Source organism: Mesorhizobium sp. B2-4-2, from assembly GCF_006442845.1.
Lineage (GTDB): Bacteria > Pseudomonadota > Alphaproteobacteria > Rhizobiales > Rhizobiaceae > Mesorhizobium.
The window spans coordinates 112,321-130,267 of record NZ_VFVM01000002.1; the positions used below are offsets into that span (position 1 = coordinate 112,321).

Sequence of the window (17,947 nt, forward strand, 5' to 3'; positions counted from 1 at the left end):
AAACAAAATTCACGTGGAATTTTGACCTTTTGGAAAAGCATGCCGGGGTGCGATGCCCGTGCCCTTCAGGCGAATTGCCCCGTGCGCCGCTGCCGCCTGTAGCCGATGGCGTAGAGCAGCAAGGCCAGCACCGCGAACACGGCAAAGCCCGGCTGGTTGAGCACCCAGGCGATGGGGCCGTCCCATAGCAGCGGGCCGGCCTTGGCGCGAACGAAGCTTTCAAAGGCGGCGCGCGTGTCGGGCGACACGGCCAGCCAGCTTGCATTGAGCGGGGTCAGCACCAGTGCCGAGGCGGCCACAGTGCGTGTCGTGTCAAGCACCGCCATGATGACCGAAATCGACAGCGCGACCATGGCCGCGAGACGAAAGACAAAGCGAAACATCAGAGACCTTTCCCCTGGCCGATCCTCAACATCCTCCCGAGGATCTCCGGCGGTGTTCCGAACGAGAAATAGAGCGCGCAGGCCCTATTCGCAATCACGGCACGCGAATTGAATCGCGGCCGACGCAGTCTACCCGGCCGGCCTGCGCTTGCGCCGGTTGGCGAGCCAGACGGCGAGAATGCCGCCGGCAATGGCGCCGACCACCAGCCCGGCCAGGCCGATGAAGGCGGCGAAGTAGCCGCACGCACCCTCGAAGCAACTCACGTCGGTGACTTCGGCGATGAGCGAACCGGCCAGGAAGCCACCCACCGCGCCGACGACCGCGCCGAGGATGATGCCGAGCAGCGCGGCGACAATGGAAACGAAGACCGACGGCGCTTCGGCTCGCGGCCTGGCATAAACGGTCTCGGCGCCGGAGCCGCGGCGCAACAGGTAGATGCAAAGCAGGCCGATGGCGATCTCGGCGGCGGTGATGGCCAGGCTTCTGGCGGAGAAGACGAAGCCCGGCACGGCGAGTGCGTAAGCGTGACTTGCCAGCAGCCATATGATCGTGGCGGCCTGCCAGATGGTGAAATGGCTGGGGAAGCGCGCCGAACGGCCGAAGGCGAGGCCGAGCAGGTAAAGCCCCCATAGGATGGTGATGATGTCGGCGACGAGCCCGCTGAAGAGGAAATAGAAAACGGGGTCCGGCAGGCCTGAACTCCCCACCAGCCACAAGGCCGACGCCAGCCAATAGACCGACAGGGCCATAACGATAACCAGCCAGCCCACCGGGACATAGGAAAGTCCGCTGTCCAGATGTCGGGCCGGGATCTTTCCCTCGGCCGGTGGCTGTCCGTTGTCCGGCGTACCGCCCGGAATTCCGCTGCTTGACGTCATGTTGCGACGATGCGCCCCGCAAAGCCTTTCGGACACTCGACAGGCCGCTCGGGACGAAGTCAAGCGCGGCTGGCCTCGCAGCCTTGCCCGTGCACATCATCAAGCAGCGATTGAAGTGGCGGGACTCCAAACGGATGTGCCGGCGGCCCCCATGAACGCCGTGTGGCCGGCAAAGCGAATTGACCGCCGTTATGGCTTGGCATTCGGCGCCGGATCGACTAGATGAGCCCCGCGCCTGTTGCTTCGACGGCTCAGGTGCGGGCAGGGCGTCCGCTGGTTGGCGGCGCCCGGTGCGGGCAGTTCCGCACGCATCCCCAAAGGGAGAGCATCTCCCCAACCCGCGCGGCGAAACCGGCCGACGCGAAAGGCAAGGACGGAGAGGTGGCCGAGTGGTTGAAGGCGCACGCCTGGAAAGTGTGTTTACGGGAAACCGTAACGCGGGTTCGAATCCCGCTCTCTCCGCCATCCTGCTTCGCTCTTCGAGCTTCGCAGGATTGGCTCAATCGACAGCGCGAAGCAGGATGCCCTCCGAAGCTTCAGCGTAGGAGGGCAGGGTCATCAACCTTGCCGACCGGCTTGCACGATTAAAAAAGCAGCTGTTAGTTTCGAGCGCTTTGGGAAGCGCGTCGAGTGATCCTTGGGCATTCTATGAACACGCCGCCCCCGACCCGGTTTTGGAATTCCCGGTGATCTGGTAATGGGTGATCCCGACCACAGGAGATGGCATGCCGGACGATGTAATGGTGCGCGACAGCAACGGCGCTCAGTTGAGTGACGGCGATTCCGTTACGCTGATGAAGGACCTCAAGGTCAAGGGCACTTCGGAGACGATCAAGCGCGGCACGTTGGTGAAGAACATTCGCCTTAACGGTAATCCCGGTGAGATCGAATGCAGTACCAGGCAAGTGAAGGGCCTGGTGCTCAAAACCGAGTTCGTAAAGAAGGCGTGACCCTCAAGGCGGTCGAGCCGCAGGGGTAGAATGCGTTTACCGGCGGCGAGCCGTTTCGTCGGCCAACCTGTTACCCCTTACGACTGACGATATCGCTGGAGCGCCAGGACGCGTTCACCACTTCCAATTCATCCGCCGAAAATCTTTACAAAATTCCTATTTCTTTCCGCTTTGCCCCGTCTCGAACCTTTATGGCGATCGGGTCCATATTCCGCTTTGAGAAAAACGTCGGACGCCGTCACCCAAGTGGGCGGGGCGTTCTCACGTAATCGCCAAGCTGCTTCGAGCGGGCGCAAAGTGGAAAAATCAAAGCAAGGACAAGCACAATGGACATCATTGTTCTCGGGATCGGGGTTTTGTTTTTCGCCCTCTCCTTTGCCTACGTCAAAGCCTGCGACAGAATTTGAGCGATCGGGACATGCTTGTCGATTACATCCTCGGTGGCGGCGTGACGTTGTTCCTGCTCGCCTACCTGACATACGCACTGATCCGCCCGGAACGCTTCTGACCGGCGCACGGAAAGCCAAATCATGACTATCAACGGATGGATACAGATCCTCCTCTATTGCGGGATCCTGGTTTTGCTCGTGAAGCCGCTGGGCGGCTACATGCATCGCGTCTTCACCGGCGACCGCAGCTTGCTGTCGCCGGTGCTCGGCCCCGTCGAGCGGGGCCTTTATCGCCTGGCTGGAACCGGCGACCAGGAGCAGCACTGGACGGGCTATGCCGCCGCCATGCTGTTGTTCAACCTTGCCGGTTTCCTGGCGCTCTATTTCCTCCAGCGCCTGCAAGGCGGCCTGCCCTACAACCCGGCCGGCATGAGCGCGGTCGAACCGGGGCTCGCCTTCAACACCGCGGCCAGCTTCATGACCAACACCAACTGGCAGAACTACGGCGGCGAGAGCACGATGTCCTATCTCGTGCAGATGGCCGGCCTCACAGTGCAGAACTTCCTGTCGGCGGCCACCGGCATCGCCATCGCCATGGCGCTGATCCGCGGCTTTGCCCGCGCTTCCGGCAAGTCGATCGGGAATTTCTGGGTCGATATGACCCGTGCCACGCTCTACGTGCTTTTGCCGCTCTGCGTCGTGCTCACCCTGGTCTATGTCTGGCTCGGAATGCCGCAGACGCTGGGAGCCTATGTCGGCGCCACCACGCTCGAAGGCGCGCAGCAGACCATCGCCGTCGGGCCGGTCGCCTCGCAGATCGCCATCAAGATGCTCGGCACCAATGGCGGCGGCTTCTTCAACGCCAATGCCGCGCATCCCTTCGAGAATCCGGACGCCATCTCCAACCTGATCCAGATGCTGTCGATCTTCGCCATCGGCGCTGCCTTGACCAACGTCTTCGGCCGCATGGTCGGCAACCAGCGCCAGGGCTGGGCGATCCTGGCCGCCATGGGCGCGCTGTTCATCGCCGGGGTTGCGGTCTGCTATTGGGCGGAAGCCGCCGGCAATCCGCTGGTCCATGCGCTGGGCATCGAGGGCGGCAATATGGAAGGTAAGGAAGCCCGCTTCGGCATCGCGCTCTCGGCGCTGTTCGCGGTCATCACCACGGCGGCCTCCTGCGGCGCGGTCAATGCCATGCATGACTCGTTCACCGCGCTCGGCGGCATGATCCCGCTCATCAACATGCAACTCGGCGAAGTCATCGTCGGCGGCGTCGGCGCCGGCTTCTACGGGATCCTGATGTTCATCCTGATCGCCGTCTTCGTCGCTGGCCTGATGGTCGGGCGCACGCCCGAATATCTGGGCAAGAAGATCGAGGCCAAGGAGGTCAAGATGGCGATGCTGGCAATCCTGTGCCTGCCGCTGGCGATGCTGACCTTCACGGCCATCGCGGTGGTCCTGCCGAGCGCCGTGGCATCGATCGCCAATGGCGGTCCGCACGGCTTCTCCGAGATCCTCTACGCCTATACGTCGGCGGCGGCGAACAACGGCTCGGCCTTCGGCGGCCTCACCGGCAACACGCCCTGGTACAACATCACGCTGGGTCTCGGCATGCTCATGGGCCGTTTCCTGGTCATCATCCCGGCGCTCGCCATCGCCGGCTCGCTGGCGGCGAAGAAGACCGTGTCCGCCTCGGCCGGCACGTTCCCGACCGACGGCCCGCTGTTCGTCGGGCTGCTGGTCGGCGTCATCGTCATCGTCGGCGGCCTGACCTTCTTCCCGGCGCTCGCCGTCGGGCCGATCGTCGAGCATCTGGCCGCCATCCACGGGCAGACATTCTGAGACGGAAGTGTCTTGGCTGAAACGGAAATGTCCTGGTTCAACAACAGGCATCGCAACGATCGCCATCCCGCCGACAACGGAAAGGAGGAACGGCCTCCTCCTTTCCCCACCATGTCGACGTTCCTCGGCATCGCCGCCGTCATGGTCGTTCTGTGGTTGCTGGCCTACGGGCTTCCGCATCTTCTTTCGGCATCCGATCGCTCGGTGCCGCTCACCAACACCGAAGCTGGAGCTTCAAAATGAGCCAGTCAAAATCAGCGAGCATTGTGGATGCCGGCATCCTGTGGTCCGCCATCGGCGGCGCCTTCAGAAAGCTGAACCCACGCACATTGGCCAGGAACCCGGTAATGTTCGTCGTTGCCGTCGTCTCGGCGCTGACATCAGTGCTTTTCGTCAAGGACCTCGCCAGCGGCGGCGGCAATCTCGGCTTCACCATCCAGATCATCATCTGGCTGTGGTTCACCGTGCTGTTCGCCAACTTCGCCGAAGCCGTCGCCGAAGGCCGCGGCAAGGCGCAGGCCGATTCGCTGCGCAACGCGCGCACCGAGACCCAGGCCAAGCTCCTGACCGGCGAGGACCGGACGAAATTCAAGCTGGTGCCCGGCACCAGCCTGAAGGTGGGCGACGCCGTGCTGGTCGAGGCCGGCGACATCATCCCCTCCGACGGTGAGGTGATCGAAGGCGTGGCTTCGGTCAACGAGGCGGCGATCACGGGCGAATCGGCGCCTGTCATTCGCGAATCCGGCGGCGACCGCTCCGCGGTCACCGGCGGCACGCAGGTGCTCTCCGACTGGATCCGCGTGCGCATCACCGCCGCCGCCGGCCACACCTTTCTCGACCGCATGATCTCGCTGGTCGAGGGCGCCGAGCGCCAGAAGACTCCGAACGAGATCGCGCTCAACATCCTGCTGGTGGGCATGACGCTGATCTTCGTGCTGGCCACCGCTACCATCCCGAGCTTCGCTTCCTATTCGGGCGGCTATATCCCGGTCACGGTGCTCGTCGCTTTGTTCGTGACCTTGATCCCGACCACTATCGGTGCGCTTTTGTCGGCCATCGGCATCGCCGGCATGGACCGTCTGGTGCGCTTCAATGTGCTCGCCATGTCCGGCCGCGCCGTGGAGGCGGCCGGCGACGTCGACACGCTTTTGCTCGACAAGACCGGCACGATCACGCTCGGCAACCGCCAGGCGACCGAATTCCGCCCGGTCAAGGGCGTCACCGAGCAGGAACTGGCCGATGCGGCACAGCTTGCCTCGCTCGCCGACGAAACGCCGGAAGGCCGCTCGATCGTCGTGCTGGCCAAGGAGAAATACGCCATCCGCGCCCGCGACATGGCGACACTGCACGCCACCTTCGTGCCCTTCACCGCGCAGACCCGGATGAGCGGCGTCGACATAGACGGCTCCTCCGTGCGCAAGGGCGCGGTCGATTCCGTGCTCGCCCATGTCAACCAGACGACATCAGCCAGCCACGCAACGCGCCCGAACAGCGATACGATCAGGGATCTCCAGGCGATCGCCGACGAGGTCGCCAAATCGGGCGGCACGCCGCTTGCGGTCGAGCGCGACGGACGCCTGCTCGGCATCGTGCACCTCAAGGACATCGTCAAGGGCGGCATCCGCGAGCGCTTCGCCGAGCTGCGCAGCATGGGCATACGCACGGTGATGATCACAGGGGACAATCCGATGACGGCAGCGGCCATTGCGGCCGAAGCCGGTGTCGACGACTTCCTTGCCCAGGCGACGCCGGAGGACAAGCTGAAGCTGATCCGCGACGAGCAGGCCAAGGGCAAGCTGGTCGCCATGTGCGGCGACGGCACCAACGATGCACCGGCCCTAGCCCAAGCCGACGTCGGCGTCGCCATGAACACCGGCACGGTGGCGGCGCGGGAGGCCGGCAACATGGTCGACCTCGACAGCGATCCGACCAAGCTGATCGAGATCGTCGAGATCGGCAAGGCGCTGCTGATGACGCGCGGTTCGCTGACCACCTTCTCCATCGCCAACGACGTCGCCAAGTACTTCGCCATCATCCCGGCCATGTTCGCCGTGTTCTACGTCGCGCCCGGCCAGACCACAGGTCCGCTGCAGGCGCTCAACATCATGCATCTGGGGACGCCGCAGAGCGCCATCCTGTCGGCCATCATCTTCAACGCGTTGATCATCATCGCGCTGATCCCGCTGTCGCTGCGCGGCGTCAAATACCGGGCGATCGGCGCCGGGGCGCTGCTCAGCCGCAACCTGCTCGTCTACGGCCTCGGCGGCATCATCGTGCCGTTCGCCGGCATCAAGATTATCGACATGGCCGTCACGGCCCTCGGCCTTGCATAAGGGATCACTCCGATGCTCAAGCAAATCAGACCCGCGATCGTCATGATCGTCTTCTTCACCGTGCTGACCGGGCTCATCTATCCCATCGGCATGACCGGCATCGCCCAGGCGCTGTTCCCGAAACAGGCCAATGGCAGCCTGATCGAGAAGGGCGGCAAGGTGGTCGGTTCCGAACTAATCGGTCAGGCTTTCGCCAGCGACCGCTATTTCCACGGCCGGCCCTCCGCGGCCGGCAATGGCTATGACGGCGGCGCCTCCAGCGGCTCGAATCTGGGTCCGACCAACCTCAAGCTGATCGAGCGCATCAAGGGCGACGCGGCGAAGCTGAAGGCCGAAAACCCCGATGCGCCGGTTCCAATGGGCCTCGTCACGACATCGGGCAGTGGGCTCGATCCCGACATCAGCCCCGACGACGCTTATTTCCAGGTTCCCCGTGTCGCCGAGGCAAGGGGCATCGATGAAGCCAAGGTCAAGGCGCTCGTCGACAGCCATGTCGAGGACCGGGAGCTCAGCGTCCTGGGCGAGCCGGTGGTCAATGTGCTGGCCCTCAACCTCGCATTGGACGACACAGCCAAGCAATGAAGAACAGCGCCGGGGATCGACACCGTCCCCGGCGCCGTTCAAACTGGATGCCGATGCCGGACGACAGAAGCAACGTCGAAAACAGACCTTCCCCCGACGCGCTGCTCGAGCATGCCGAGCGCGAGGGCCGCGGGCGTCTGCGCATCTTCCTGGGCGCGGCACCGGGCGTCGGCAAAACCTACGAAATGCTGATGTCGGGACGCGCCAGGCTGGCCGACGGCATCGACGTGGTGATCGGCGTCGTCGAGACGCACGGCCGCAAGGAAACGCTGGCCCTGGTCGAGGGCTACGAGGTCATTCCCCGCCGCCCGGTCGAATACAAGGGGCGCACCCTCGACGAGATGGACATAGACGCCATCCTGGCACGCCGCCCGGCACTGGTCCTGGTCGACGAACTCGCCCACACAAACGCGCCCGGCAGCCGTCACCCCAAGCGCTATCTCGACGTGCAGGAAATCCTGGCGCGCGGCATCGACGTCTACACGACGCTCAACATCCAGCATGTCGAAAGCCTGAACGACGTCGTCGCCCAGATCACGCGGGTCAGGGTGCGCGAAACGGTTCCCGATTCCATCATCGACCAGGCCGACGATGTCGAAATCATCGATCTGACGCCCGACGACCTGATCAAACGGCTGGAGGAAGGCAAGGTCTATTTCCCCAACACCGCCCAGCGCGCCATCGAGAACTATTTCTCGCCGGGCAATCTGACGGCGCTGCGCGAACTGGCGCTGCGCCGCACCGCCCAGCGTGTCGACGAACAACTGCTCAACCACATGCAGTCCCATGCCATCCAGGGCCCATGGGCGGCGGGGGAAAGGGTGCTCGTTTGCCTCGACGCGCGTCCGGGCGGGGCGGCGCGCGTGCGCTATGCGCGCAGGCTGGCCGACCGGCTCCGCGCGCCATGGACGGCGCTTCATGTCGACACGCCTCGTTCGGCCGCCATGTCGGAAGAAGAGAAGGACAGGCTGGCGAACCATCTGCGCCTCGCCGAGCAACTCGGCGCCGAGGTGACGACCATTCCGGGCCAGAACGTCGCGCAGGACATCGTGCGCCATGCGACGGCGAACAATTTCACCCATATCGTGGTCGGCAGGCCGACCCGGTCGCGCTGGCGGGAATTGATCGAGGGCTCGCTCACCTATGATCTGATCCGCAATGCCGGCGACATCAGCGTCCATGTCATCTCGGGAACCGAGCGCGATACCGACGCAGCATCGAGAAAGGTCAGGACGGCGGCCGAGCAGCGGCCGTTCCAGATATGGCCGTATCTGTTCGCCACGGCCTATGTCGCGGGCTCGCTGGCCGTCGGCACGGTTCTCGATCAGTTCCTCGACGTGCGCAATCTGGCGATCGTGCTGCTGCTGGCGGTGCTGACATCGGCGGTGACGTTCGGACTGTGGCCGGCCTTGTACGCCTGTTTCCTGAGCGCCCTTGCCTTCAACTACTTCTTCCTCGAGCCGCGCTACACGCTGACGATCAGGGATCCCGAGAGCATCGTTGCGTTTGCCGTCTTCCTCGTCGTTGCCGTCATCGCCAGCAACCTGACGGCGCGCGTGCAGCGCCAGGCTGCCGCCGCCCGCTCACGGGCGCGGGCCACGGAAGATATCTACCTGTTTTCCAAGAAGCTTGCCGGCGCCGGCACGCTCGACGACGTTCTGTGGGTCACGGCCTTCCAGATCGCCTCGATGCTGAAATTGCGGGTCGTACTGCTTTTGCCCGAAAACGGCGCCATCACCGTCAAGGCGGGCTATCCGCCCGACGATACGCTGGCCGAGGCCGATATCGCCGCCGCCCGCTGGGCCTGGGAGCACGACCGCGCCGCCGGCCGCGGCGCCGATACGCTGCCCGGTGCGAAGCGGCTGTATCTGCCGCTACGCACCGGACGCACGGCGGTCGGCGTGGTCGGCCTCGACAACGACAAGCAAGGTCCGCTGCTGACGCCCGAGCAGCAGCGGCTGCTCGACGCGCTGGCCGACCAGGCAGCGGTCGCCATCGAGCGCATCCAGCTCGTCGCCGATGTCGACCGTGCCAAGCTCGCGGCCGAAGCCGACAGGCTGCGCTCGGCGTTGCTGACCTCCATCTCCCATGATCTGAAGACGCCGCTCGCCGCCATCATGGGCGCGGCCGGCACCCTCAGGGAGTTCGCGCCTGATCTGCCCGAGCAGGACCGGACGGAGCTGTTGTCGACGGTGGTCGACGAAGCGGAGCGGCTGAACCGCTTCATCGCCAATCTGCTCGACATGACCAAGATCGAATCCGGTGCGATGGAGCCCAACTATGCGCTGCATTATGTCGGCGACGCCGTCGGCACCGCGCTCGATCGCGCCCGCAAGATCACCAGCGAGCACAAGATCGAGGTCGATATTCCGCCCGACCTGCCGATGCTGAAGCTCGACCCTGTGCTGTTCGAGCAGGTCCTGTTCAATCTGCTCGACAATGCGTCGAAATATTCGCCGCCCGGCTCGACGATCCGCCTGCAGGGCTGGACCGACATCGGCTCCGTCGTGCTTCAGATCATGGATGAGGGATTGGGCATCCCTCCGCAGGATCTTGAGCGCGTGTTCGATACTTTCTACCGGGTGCGCAAGGGCGACCAGGTGCGCGCCGGCACCGGGCTCGGCCTGTCGATCTGCCGCGGCTTCATCGAGGCGATGGGCGGCACGATCTCGGCCGCCAACCGGACCGACCGTTCGGGTGCTGCCTTCACCATCAGGATGCCGGTGCCGGCGGAGTTGCCCAACATCGGCAATCGCATCGGCTCCAGCACGGATCAGACTCGATGACCAATTCGAACGTCAGGATACTGGTCGTCGATGACGAGCCGCCGATCCGCAAGTTGCTCCGGGTCGGCCTCGCCAGCCAGGGCTACGCGGTCAGCGAGGCGCCGAACGCCAAGGCGGCTATCGAGCTGATGGTGCAGGAAAAACCGGATCTCGTGCTGCTCGACCTAGGCCTGCCCGGCATGAGCGGCCATGAACTGCTGCGCAAATGGCGCGACGACGGCTTCGACATGCCGGTGGTCATTCTCTCCAGCCGCACCGACGAGGCCGGCATCGTCGACGCGCTCGAACTCGGCGCCGACGACTACATCACCAAGCCGTTCGGAATGAACGAGCTGGTGGCGCGCATCCGCGTGGCACTGCGGCACAAGTTCCAGCAGCAGGGCGAGAGGCCGGTGTTCCAAACCGGTGATCTCAGCGTCGACCTGGTCAAGCGCATCGTCAAGGTCGGGGGCAAGGAGGTAAAGCTGTCGCCCAAGGAATACGACATTCTGCGCATTCTCGTGCAGTATGCGGGCAAGGTTCTCACGCACCAGTTCCTGCTGAAGCAGGTGTGGAACGATTCGACCGACGTGCAGTATCTGCGGGTCTATGTCCGGCAGTTGCGGCAGAAGATCGAGAAGACGCCGGACCAGCCGCGCTACATCACCACCGAGACCGGCGTCGGCTACCGCCTGCGCGAGGTCGAATGAGCGTTGCCTGGCCTGATTAGCCGACAGCTTCCGGCAGCCGGTTCGCGGTCGTCGATGTGCGCAAGGCGGCGAGGCAGCCAATGATGCCGAGGGGTACGAAGGCGAGGAACAGCCAGGTCGCCACATCAGCCGCCGCGTCCCGGTTCAGGCCCTGCGAAAAGCCGCTGGCATTGGCGACGATGCCGGCAAGGGCGGCACCCACAGCATAGCCGATGCGCTGCATGGTCGGCACCGCGGCCGAGGCGATGGTCTGCTCATCAACCGGCGCGGAGGCCACGATGACGCGCGTCAGGAACGGCCAGGCAACGCCGAAGCCGCCACCCTGCAAAAGGGCGCATACCAGGATCAGCGGGATCGAGCCTGCCGGGATGGTGTAGGCGAAACCAGCGAGGCCGGTGGCGATCATCAGGGCGCCGATGACGATGATCGATCTCTCACGCTCCTGTGGCGCGTTGGCGACAAGGATCGACAGGATCGACCAGGCGATCGATTCGGCGGCGATGATGTAGCCGGTGGTCAGGAGCGGAACGTGGTGCAGCGTGGTCAGAAGCAGCGGGCCGTAAATGGCAAAGGAACAGGTCGCCACCGAGAGGGCGGCGACCATGGTCATGCCGCTGCCGACCGGCGTGCGCCACGAGAACAGCCGCGAGGGGAAAAGCCGCGATTTCGGCTTCAGCGCATCGATACGGAAGAACAGCACAAGGCCGATCAGGCCGAGCACCATCAGCAGCGACGAGCGCAGAAGGGCGATATCGACCCCCGCCGAGGCGATCAGCACGACGGCGACGGCAAGGCAGCCAAGCGCTATGAGCGGGAAGGGTGGTGCCTTGCCCGCGCCGGCACTCGGCCTCGTCGCTTCCGGCGTGTCGAGCACGACGAAGCTCGCCAGCGCCATCGCCGCACCGCCGAACACGAAGATGCCGAACGCCCAGCGCCATGACAGAAGCTCTGTCATGATCGCGCCAAGCATCGGCCCGCTGAAGGCGGCGACGCCCCAGATCGCCGACATGATACCGAAAAGCTGCGGCCAGATGGCCCGCGGAAACAGGCGCTCCACCGAGACGAAAGCCAGCGACACCAGCGCGCCGCCGCCCAGGCCCTCGATCAGGCGCCCGGCCAGGAACAATTGCATCGAGGGCGCGGTGGCGCAGATCAGCGCGCCGGCCGCGTAAAGCAGCGCCGCGACCACCATGTTGGTGCGCAGCGCCACATAGCTGACCAGCCGTCCGGCCGCGGCACCGGCGACGATGGCGCCCAGTTCATAGATCGCCAGCGACCAGCCGACGAGCTGCACGCCCGCCAGTTCGCCGATCATGGCGGGCATGACGGTCGCCACCATCGTCTCGTTGGTGGCGTGCAGCAGGATGCCGAGGCTGATGAAGCAGAAGCGCGCGAGGTCGCCGCTCGCCCACAATGCGCGCCAGTCGACCCTGTTTGTGCTGATGTCGGTCACTTCGGTCCCTCGAATTTCATATCCCGATGCAAACGCATGGCGCCAGGAGCCGGCTCGGGGGTCCGGCAGGACCATGGTCGGATGGGTTTGTAGAACCTCAACCAAGCTTGAGCTCAAGCGATTTTTTGGACATGTTCGTGGATGCCCGCATCCCTGGCCGGCCGGCATCGCCGGCCAATCAGTTCTCCGTGCTGCGCAGCTGGAACTGGCTGACACCGATGGCGAAATTGATGCCGGTCTGGGTCTGCAGGCTGAGCGGCTGCAAGGTGAAGGACTGCGAGGAGCCGCCAACCAGCAGATTGGCCCCGGCGCCGACGGTTGCCGTCACCTCGGCGCTGGCGCCGACATAGTCGCCGGCCAATGCGCCCGGCGCGTAGATGTTCTTCAGCGGCGTCAGCACCAGCCATCGCATCACCGCCTGCTTGGTCGTGCCGATGTCGAGGCCGTATTTGTTGACCGCGCCGAAATAGGCTTCCGGCGCGAAAGTCTTGTCGGCAGGGGTGAAGGTGCAGCTCAGATCCTTGCTCGAGCCGAAGATGAAGCCGGTGCCGCCCGATATGGCGCATTCAAGTGTGCCGAGCTCGATGCCCTGGTCCTGTGCCCGTGCCGCGCCGACAAGCACAATTGCGATCACGGCAGCGGCGATGGCTGTCCTCGGCATGGCGGTCCCCCCAAACAAACGGCGCGGAGCCATTCTATCCGGTTCCGCGCCGTGGCGTGAGGGGGTCATGGAGCGCATGGCTCCATGACTTCAGTGGCTCCATGACTTCATTTGAGAGAGTGGATCAGCTCAAGCGAGGTCACGGCAACGGCCAGGTTGACGCCGGTCTGCGCCTGGACGCTGAGCGGCTCCAGCATGAAGGCGCTGTCGAAGCCGCCGACCAGCAGATTGGCGCCGCCGCCGGTCACGACGCTCGCCTCGGCATTGACGCCGTAGTAGCTGCCGGCAAGGTCACCCGCGTCGCGGTCACGGGTCGCCGCCAGTACGGCCCATACCAACTGGCCCTGGTGCGTCTGGCCGACGTCGACGCCGAGCTTGGAGATGACCCCGGTGTAAATTTCCGGCGCCCCGTGATGGGAAGGACGGAAGACACAGGACACGCCCTTGTTGGATGTCACGATGTAGCCGGTGCCGCCGTCGATGGTGCAGTCGAGCGTGCCGAGCTGCAGTCTGCCGGCGCTTGCCGGTGCAACAGCGAACATGGTCGTGGCGAGCGCAGCGGCGCAGACGAGTTTCTTGATCATGGGAGGTCCTTTCGCAAAACGCTTCAAAGTAACGGCTGGGTGACCAGACCGTTCCGCTGAAACCTTGGCGCGAACAAGGCAGGCGATCACGGCTTGCAGCGGGGTCAGCGCGCGGTTGCCGGATTGATGGCGATCTGCGGCGATACGTGTCCTTTCGGACACGCATCCGACGCGTGGGCTTGGCCGGCCTTGCCTGATGTCAGCTGACGCGGGCGAGGCCATCCTTGGCAGGCTGGTAGGTGGGATCGAGCCGAACGGCTTCGCGGTAGGACTTGGCCGCCTTGGCCTTGTCGCCGCGCCGCTCGTAGATCAGCGCCTGGTTGGACCAGGCTTCGGCGTTCTTGCCGTCGAGCTTGATGGCCATGTTGAAATCGGAAAAGGCATTGTCCTCGTCATTGGTGGCGAGGTAGGAAAGGCCGCGGCCATTATACGGCTCGGCGGCGTCCGGGGCCAGCGAGATGGCGGTCGAGAAATCCTCGATGGCGAATTTGTGCTGGCCCTGGCTCTGATAGATCAGGCCCCGATTGTGATAGGCGCGGGCATCGGTCGTGTCGAGCTGGATCGCCTTCTGGAAGTCGTTGAAGGCTTCCTGGGTGCGGCCGGCCTTGCGGTAGAGATTGCCACGGCCGATATAGGCGGCATCGTAGTTGCCATTGATCTGGATCGAGCGGTTGTAGTCCGCCAGCGCTGCTTCCTGATTGCCGAGGAAGCGCTGGATGAGCGCACGGTTCGAATAGGCCTGGTAGAAATTCGGGTTAAGCTGGATGGCCTGGTTGAAATCCTTGAGCGCCGCCTGGTATTGGCCGCCCCGGCCATAGGCCGAGCCGCGCACATTGTAGCCTTCAGGATCCTGCGGATTGCGCTGAATCACCGCCGACAGCGAGGAGATATTCTCGCTCGACCCTTGCGCCTTGTCGATGTTGTTGAACTCGCCGGTCGGGCCTGAGGTCTGGCAGCCGGCAAGCATCAATCCGGAAAGCAGGGCTGTCGCCAGGGCAAAGCCACGAAATGTGGTTTTGCTCTCCACGCTGATTGCGTTCATGTCTGCCCTGTCCTCACTTGCCGCGTCATTCAGGTCCGGATCCCCCCTCCGGGCCGGGTCACATCAAAATAAAAAGGTGGCGGCGATTCCGCATCGCGCCACCCCTGGTATCCTTCGAAAAGGACGAAATATAGGCGTTAATCAGCGCGGCGGACGCGCTGCACCGGCGGCACCGCCGGCAGCCACCGGACGCGGCGTCATCGGCAGCAGACCTTCGCGCTGTGCACGCTTGCGGGCCAGCTTGCGGGCTCGGCGCACGGCTTCGGCCTTTTCACGGGCGCGCTTCTCGGAAGGCTTCTCGTAGTGACCGCGCATCTTCATTTCGCGGAAGATGCCTTCGCGCTGCATCTTCTTCTTGAGAGCGCGAAGCGCCTGATCAACATTGTTGTCGCGGACGAGTACCTGCACGGGCAATCCTGTCTTTCGGGTTTGATATCAACAGGCAAGCGGCCATAGCCACTAGCCTCCGCGGCGATTTACACCACGAATTGTGGCGGCTGATAGCAGAATCACGCCGCGCTGTCCACAGCCGAAATGAACGGAGGCGGCCAATTCGCCCAGCGGGCGCTCGCAAGATAGGCAGCCAACTACGCGGTAGCCAGATGCAACCGCTCAAAATCCTCGAAGAATTCGCCATAGTCGCAGGTTATCTCTTCGCCCGCCGCTATGTCGCGGGTCGCAGTTGCCCCGCCATATTGCGAAAAGTCCGTGTTCGGCGTCGCCGAATGGTTCATGAAGCGGCCATTGTCGACCTCATAGACCACGAAGCCGGGCCGGTCGGGACTGGGATAGGCGTAGCGGTCGAGCAGTTCCCTGAGATGCGAGGGTGCCGCCTGGTATTTTTCCAGCGGGATCAGCCGGTCGAAATCCGGGTCGAGCCGCCAGATCGAGGCGCCTTTCCTGATTGGCTCGGCGGCGAACACGCCGACGCCCTCGATTGCGCTTTGGGCGACATAGGTTTTGATCAGCAGCATGGTTCCGGCCCGTTTCCAAGGAGAGAACGGAATCGTCAATTCGAGCCCAAATGCAAGCCCGGATTGCGACATCGCGGCCCGCGTTGATCCGCATGCCGGCGCCGAAACCGTTCACGTCCGGTTGATCGACACGCCGCCGTCGGCGAACAGCGCCGTTCCGGTGGTGAAGCTCGACGCGTCGGAGGCAAGATAAAGCGCCGAGCGGGCGATCTCTTCCGGCCAGGCCATCCGCTTCAGGGCATGGATGCCTTCGACGAACGTGCGGGCCTCGGGCGTGGTTGTGGTCGCGCCGGGCGTGTCTGTGCCGCCTGGCAGCAGTGCGTTGACGCGCAACCCCTTCGGCCCGTACTCGGCGGCCAGCACTTGCGTCAGGCCGATCAGGCCGGCCTTGGCCGCGGCGTAGGCCGCCATGCCTGGCATGCCGGCGGTGTAGCCGACGAAGCTGGAGGTGAAGACCAGCGATCCGCCGCCACGCTCCAGCATCGCCGGTATCTGATGCCTGGCGGCCAGATAGGCGCTGGTCAGATTGGTATCCATCGTGTCATGCCACGACGCCGGCGGCAGGTCCGGCAGCGGCGCCATCATGCCGACAGCGCCGGCATTGTTGAATGCAATGTCGAGACCACCGAAGCTACCGGTCGCGAGATCGACCAGCGCCTTCGCATAGGCTTCGTCCCTGACGTCGCCGGCAAGAGCGAGCGCAGTGCCGCCGGTTTCCACGATCTCCTCGACAAGCCTATCGAGCTCGGCCTGACGGCGCGCGGCGGCGACGACCTTGGCTCCTTCCTCGGCAAAGAGCTTTGCAGTGGCGCGGCCGATGCCGGAACTGGCGCCAGTGACGATGGCGATCTTGTTGACGAGTGCGAGCATGTTTCTGTCATCCTTCCGCTAAGCCGGCCTTGCCGGCGGTCGGATGCGTCGTCGCAAATGAGCATGGCCGCAGCCACCCGAAAGCTGCGAACCCGCCGATTTTCCCTGGCCTCGCACGCCGCGGCCGGTTGCGGCGCAAAACGGCAAGAGCCGTCGCAAACAGCGCAAGGGTGGCAGCGCTGTTTCGCTAGTGATACACCTCGCGCGCCGGGGGAAATTGCTAGCCCGGCCGCAAATCCGCGAGACTTTGGCGCGAGGCTGGAACGTGAAGAAATACTCTGTATTCGCCATCGCGCGTGAGGCCATGCGCGGCCACAAGGGCTGGGAGGAGCAATGGTCCTCGCCGGAGCCGAAGAAGGAATACGACGTCGTCATCGTGGGCGCCGGCGGCCATGGCCTGGCTACCGCCTATTATCTCGCCACCGTGCACGGCATCACCAATGTCGCGGTGCTGGAGAAGGGCTGGCTCGGTGGCGGCAATACCGGCCGCAACACCACCATCATCCGCTCCAACTATCTCTATGACGAGAGCGCCGGCATCTACGACCATGCGCTGAAATTGTGGGACGGGCTCAGCCAGGAGCTCAATTACAACGTCATGTATTCGGCGCGCGGCGTCATGATGCTGGCGCACAATGTGCACGACATCCAGGTGCTGAAGCGCCATGTCCACGCCAACCGGCTGAACGGCATCGACAATGAATGGCTCACACCCGAGCAGGCGAAGGAATTCTGCCCGCCGCTCAATATTTCCAGGGATGCGCGCTACCCGGTCGTCGGTGCCGCCTTGCAGCGGCGCGGCGGCACGGCGCGCCATGACGCGGTCGCCTGGGGGTATGCGCGCGGCGCCTCGGCGCGGGGCGTGCACATCATCCAGAATTGCGAGGTCACCGGCGTCAAGCGGGCGGCCAATGGCGCGGTCACCGGTGTCGAGACGACGCGCGGCTTCATCGGCGCCAAGAAGGTCGGCGTGGTCGCGGCCGGCCATTCCTCGGTCATTATGAACATGGCCGGCGTGCGAATGCCGCTGGAAAGCTATCCGCTGCAGGCGCTGGTCTCGGAGCCGGTCAAGCCTGTCGTTCCCTGCGTGGTGATGTCGAACACGGTGCATGCCTATATCTCGCAGTCCGACAAGGGCGAACTGGTGATCGGCGCCGGCACCGACCAGTACGTCTCCTACTCGCAGACCGGCGGCCTGCACATATTACAGCATACGCTGGACGCAATCTGCGAGATGTTCCCGATCTTCACGCGCATGAAGATGCTGCGCTCCTGGGGCGGCATCGTCGACGTCACGCCCGACCGCTCGCCGATCCTGGCCAAGACGCCGGTGCCCGGCCTCTACGTCAATTGCGGCTGGGGCACGGGCGGCTTCAAGGCGACACCCGGCTCCGGCCATGTCTTTGCCCACACCATCGCCAGGGACGATCCGCATCCGATCAACGCGCCCTTCACCATCGAGCGTTTCCGCACCGGCCGGCTCATCGACGAGGCGGCGGCGGCGGCGGTGGCGCACTGACGATGACTGAG

At 64.3% G+C, this 17,947-nt stretch carries 18 protein-coding genes and 1 tRNA gene; 10 read left to right on the forward strand and 9 right to left on the reverse strand.

Annotated elements, in window-relative coordinates:
- Positions 1 to 65: 65 nt before the first annotated feature.
- Both FJ942_RS04225 and FJ942_RS04230 read right to left on the reverse strand, forming a co-directional pair.
- A complete protein-coding gene (locus FJ942_RS04225; protein WP_140686058.1) occupies positions 66 to 383 on the reverse strand; it encodes a hypothetical protein in 318 nt (105 codons plus the stop codon).
- Positions 384 to 512: 129 nt separating this feature from the next.
- A complete protein-coding gene (locus FJ942_RS04230; protein WP_246679657.1) occupies positions 513 to 1,262 on the reverse strand; it encodes a hypothetical protein in 750 nt (249 codons plus the stop codon).
- A 375-nt stretch (positions 1,263 to 1,637) separates the two neighbouring features.
- On the opposite strand from FJ942_RS04230, the gene FJ942_RS04235 reads away from it, so the two are divergent.
- The 9 genes from FJ942_RS04235 to FJ942_RS04275 all read left to right on the forward strand — a co-directional run bounded on the left by FJ942_RS04235 (position 1,638) and on the right by FJ942_RS04275 (position 10,833).
- A tRNA-Ser gene (locus tag FJ942_RS04235) sits at positions 1,638 to 1,727 on the forward strand.
- Positions 1,728 to 1,987: 260 nt separating this feature from the next.
- Positions 1,988 to 2,212, forward strand: coding sequence for an alkylphosphonate utilization protein (locus FJ942_RS04240; protein ID WP_140584299.1), 225 nt, complete (start codon positions 1,988 to 1,990; stop codon positions 2,210 to 2,212).
- A gap of 418 nt (positions 2,213 to 2,630) precedes the next feature.
- Entirely contained in the window at positions 2,631 to 2,720 is a 90-nt protein-coding gene (gene kdpF / locus FJ942_RS04245) for a K(+)-transporting ATPase subunit F (RefSeq protein WP_015315765.1), read from the forward strand.
- A 22-nt stretch (positions 2,721 to 2,742) separates the two neighbouring features.
- On the forward strand, positions 2,743 to 4,443 hold the full coding sequence (gene kdpA, locus FJ942_RS04250) for a potassium-transporting ATPase subunit KdpA (protein ID WP_140897267.1): 1,701 nt from the start codon (positions 2,743 to 2,745) through the stop codon (positions 4,441 to 4,443).
- 27 nt (positions 4,444 to 4,470) lie between these two features.
- Positions 4,471 to 4,686 (forward strand): hypothetical protein, encoded by a 216-nt coding sequence (locus tag FJ942_RS04255; protein WP_140897268.1) that lies wholly within the window; start codon positions 4,471 to 4,473, stop codon positions 4,684 to 4,686.
- Positions 4,683 to 6,776, forward strand: coding sequence for a potassium-transporting ATPase subunit KdpB (gene kdpB / locus FJ942_RS04260; RefSeq protein ID WP_140897269.1), 2,094 nt, complete (start codon positions 4,683 to 4,685; stop codon positions 6,774 to 6,776). The genes FJ942_RS04255 and kdpB overlap by 4 nt, the downstream gene beginning before the upstream one ends.
- Before the next feature lie 12 nt (positions 6,777 to 6,788).
- Positions 6,789 to 7,358 carry a potassium-transporting ATPase subunit KdpC gene (gene kdpC / locus FJ942_RS04265; RefSeq protein ID WP_140897270.1) on the forward strand — a complete coding sequence of 190 codons (570 nt, stop codon included), beginning with the start codon at positions 6,789 to 6,791 and terminating at the stop codon, positions 7,356 to 7,358.
- Between the two features lie 53 nt (positions 7,359 to 7,411).
- Positions 7,412 to 10,144 carry a sensor histidine kinase KdpD gene (locus FJ942_RS04270; protein ID WP_140897271.1) on the forward strand — a complete coding sequence of 911 codons (2,733 nt, stop codon included), beginning with the start codon at positions 7,412 to 7,414 and terminating at the stop codon, positions 10,142 to 10,144.
- Positions 10,141 to 10,833 carry a response regulator transcription factor gene (locus FJ942_RS04275; protein ID WP_140556501.1) on the forward strand — a complete coding sequence of 231 codons (693 nt, stop codon included), beginning with the start codon at positions 10,141 to 10,143 and terminating at the stop codon, positions 10,831 to 10,833. Before FJ942_RS04270 ends, FJ942_RS04275 begins: the two co-directional genes overlap by 4 nt.
- Positions 10,834 to 10,849: 16 nt before the next feature.
- Here FJ942_RS04275 and FJ942_RS04280 read toward each other — a convergent pair whose 3' ends face one another.
- The 7 genes from FJ942_RS04280 to FJ942_RS04310 all read right to left on the reverse strand — a co-directional run bounded on the left by FJ942_RS04280 (position 10,850) and on the right by FJ942_RS04310 (position 16,417).
- Complete coding sequence (locus FJ942_RS04280) at positions 10,850 to 12,286, reverse strand: MFS transporter (protein ID WP_140897272.1); 1,437 nt, start codon at positions 12,284 to 12,286, stop codon at positions 10,850 to 10,852.
- A gap of 178 nt (positions 12,287 to 12,464) precedes the next feature.
- Positions 12,465 to 12,947, reverse strand: coding sequence for a DUF992 domain-containing protein (locus FJ942_RS04285; protein WP_140897273.1), 483 nt, complete (start codon positions 12,945 to 12,947; stop codon positions 12,465 to 12,467).
- Positions 12,948 to 13,054: 107 nt separating this feature from the next.
- On the reverse strand, positions 13,055 to 13,531 hold the full coding sequence (locus tag FJ942_RS04290) for a DUF992 domain-containing protein (protein ID WP_140816760.1): 477 nt from the start codon (positions 13,529 to 13,531) through the stop codon (positions 13,055 to 13,057).
- Between the two features lie 199 nt (positions 13,532 to 13,730).
- The gene (locus tag FJ942_RS04295; protein ID WP_140496334.1) at positions 13,731 to 14,573 is read right to left on the reverse strand and encodes a tetratricopeptide repeat protein; all 843 of its coding nucleotides are present in this window, start codon (positions 14,571 to 14,573) and stop codon (positions 13,731 to 13,733) included.
- A 141-nt stretch (positions 14,574 to 14,714) separates the two neighbouring features.
- The gene (gene rpsU, locus FJ942_RS04300; protein ID WP_010911429.1) at positions 14,715 to 14,981 is read right to left on the reverse strand and encodes a 30S ribosomal protein S21; all 267 of its coding nucleotides are present in this window, start codon (positions 14,979 to 14,981) and stop codon (positions 14,715 to 14,717) included.
- A gap of 179 nt (positions 14,982 to 15,160) precedes the next feature.
- Positions 15,161 to 15,547, reverse strand: a complete 387-nt coding sequence (locus FJ942_RS04305; protein ID WP_140496333.1) for an SET domain-containing protein-lysine N-methyltransferase — start codon at positions 15,545 to 15,547, stop codon at positions 15,161 to 15,163.
- 111 nt (positions 15,548 to 15,658) lie between these two features.
- Complete coding sequence (locus FJ942_RS04310; RefSeq protein ID WP_140897274.1) at positions 15,659 to 16,417, reverse strand: SDR family oxidoreductase; 759 nt, start codon at positions 16,415 to 16,417, stop codon at positions 15,659 to 15,661.
- A 265-nt stretch (positions 16,418 to 16,682) separates the two neighbouring features.
- On the opposite strand from FJ942_RS04310, the gene FJ942_RS04315 reads away from it, so the two are divergent.
- Positions 16,683 to 17,936, forward strand: coding sequence for a sarcosine oxidase subunit beta (locus FJ942_RS04315; protein WP_140624375.1), 1,254 nt, complete (start codon positions 16,683 to 16,685; stop codon positions 17,934 to 17,936).
- Positions 17,937 to 17,947: the final 11 nt, after the last annotated feature.

Coding starts and splice junctions, on each gene's coding strand:
- FJ942_RS04310 (WP_140897274.1), bottom strand. CDS start 16,417: ATGCTCGCACTCGTCAACAAGATCGCCATCGTCACTGGCGCCAGTTCC.
- FJ942_RS04305 (WP_140496333.1), bottom strand. CDS start 15,547: ATGCTGCTGATCAAAACCTATGTCGCCCAAAGCGCAATCGAGGGCGTC.
- FJ942_RS04225 (WP_140686058.1), bottom strand. CDS start 383: ATGTTTCGCTTTGTCTTTCGTCTCGCGGCCATGGTCGCGCTGTCGATT.
- FJ942_RS04255 (WP_140897268.1), top strand. CDS start 4,471: ATGTCCTGGTTCAACAACAGGCATCGCAACGATCGCCATCCCGCCGAC.
- kdpC (WP_140897270.1), top strand. CDS start 6,789: ATGCTCAAGCAAATCAGACCCGCGATCGTCATGATCGTCTTCTTCACC.
- kdpB (WP_140897269.1), top strand. CDS start 4,683: ATGAGCCAGTCAAAATCAGCGAGCATTGTGGATGCCGGCATCCTGTGG.
- FJ942_RS04240 (WP_140584299.1), top strand. CDS start 1,988: ATGCCGGACGATGTAATGGTGCGCGACAGCAACGGCGCTCAGTTGAGT.
- FJ942_RS04290 (WP_140816760.1), bottom strand. CDS start 13,531: ATGATCAAGAAACTCGTCTGCGCCGCTGCGCTCGCCACGACCATGTTC.
- FJ942_RS04285 (WP_140897273.1), bottom strand. CDS start 12,947: ATGCCGAGGACAGCCATCGCCGCTGCCGTGATCGCAATTGTGCTTGTC.
- FJ942_RS04270 (WP_140897271.1), top strand. CDS start 7,412: ATGCCGGACGACAGAAGCAACGTCGAAAACAGACCTTCCCCCGACGCG.
- kdpA (WP_140897267.1), top strand. CDS start 2,743: ATGACTATCAACGGATGGATACAGATCCTCCTCTATTGCGGGATCCTG.
- kdpF (WP_015315765.1), top strand. CDS start 2,631: ATGCTTGTCGATTACATCCTCGGTGGCGGCGTGACGTTGTTCCTGCTC.
- FJ942_RS04275 (WP_140556501.1), top strand. CDS start 10,141: ATGACCAATTCGAACGTCAGGATACTGGTCGTCGATGACGAGCCGCCG.
- FJ942_RS04295 (WP_140496334.1), bottom strand. CDS start 14,573: ATGAACGCAATCAGCGTGGAGAGCAAAACCACATTTCGTGGCTTTGCC.
- FJ942_RS04230 (WP_246679657.1), bottom strand. CDS start 1,262: ATGACGTCAAGCAGCGGAATTCCGGGCGGTACGCCGGACAACGGACAG.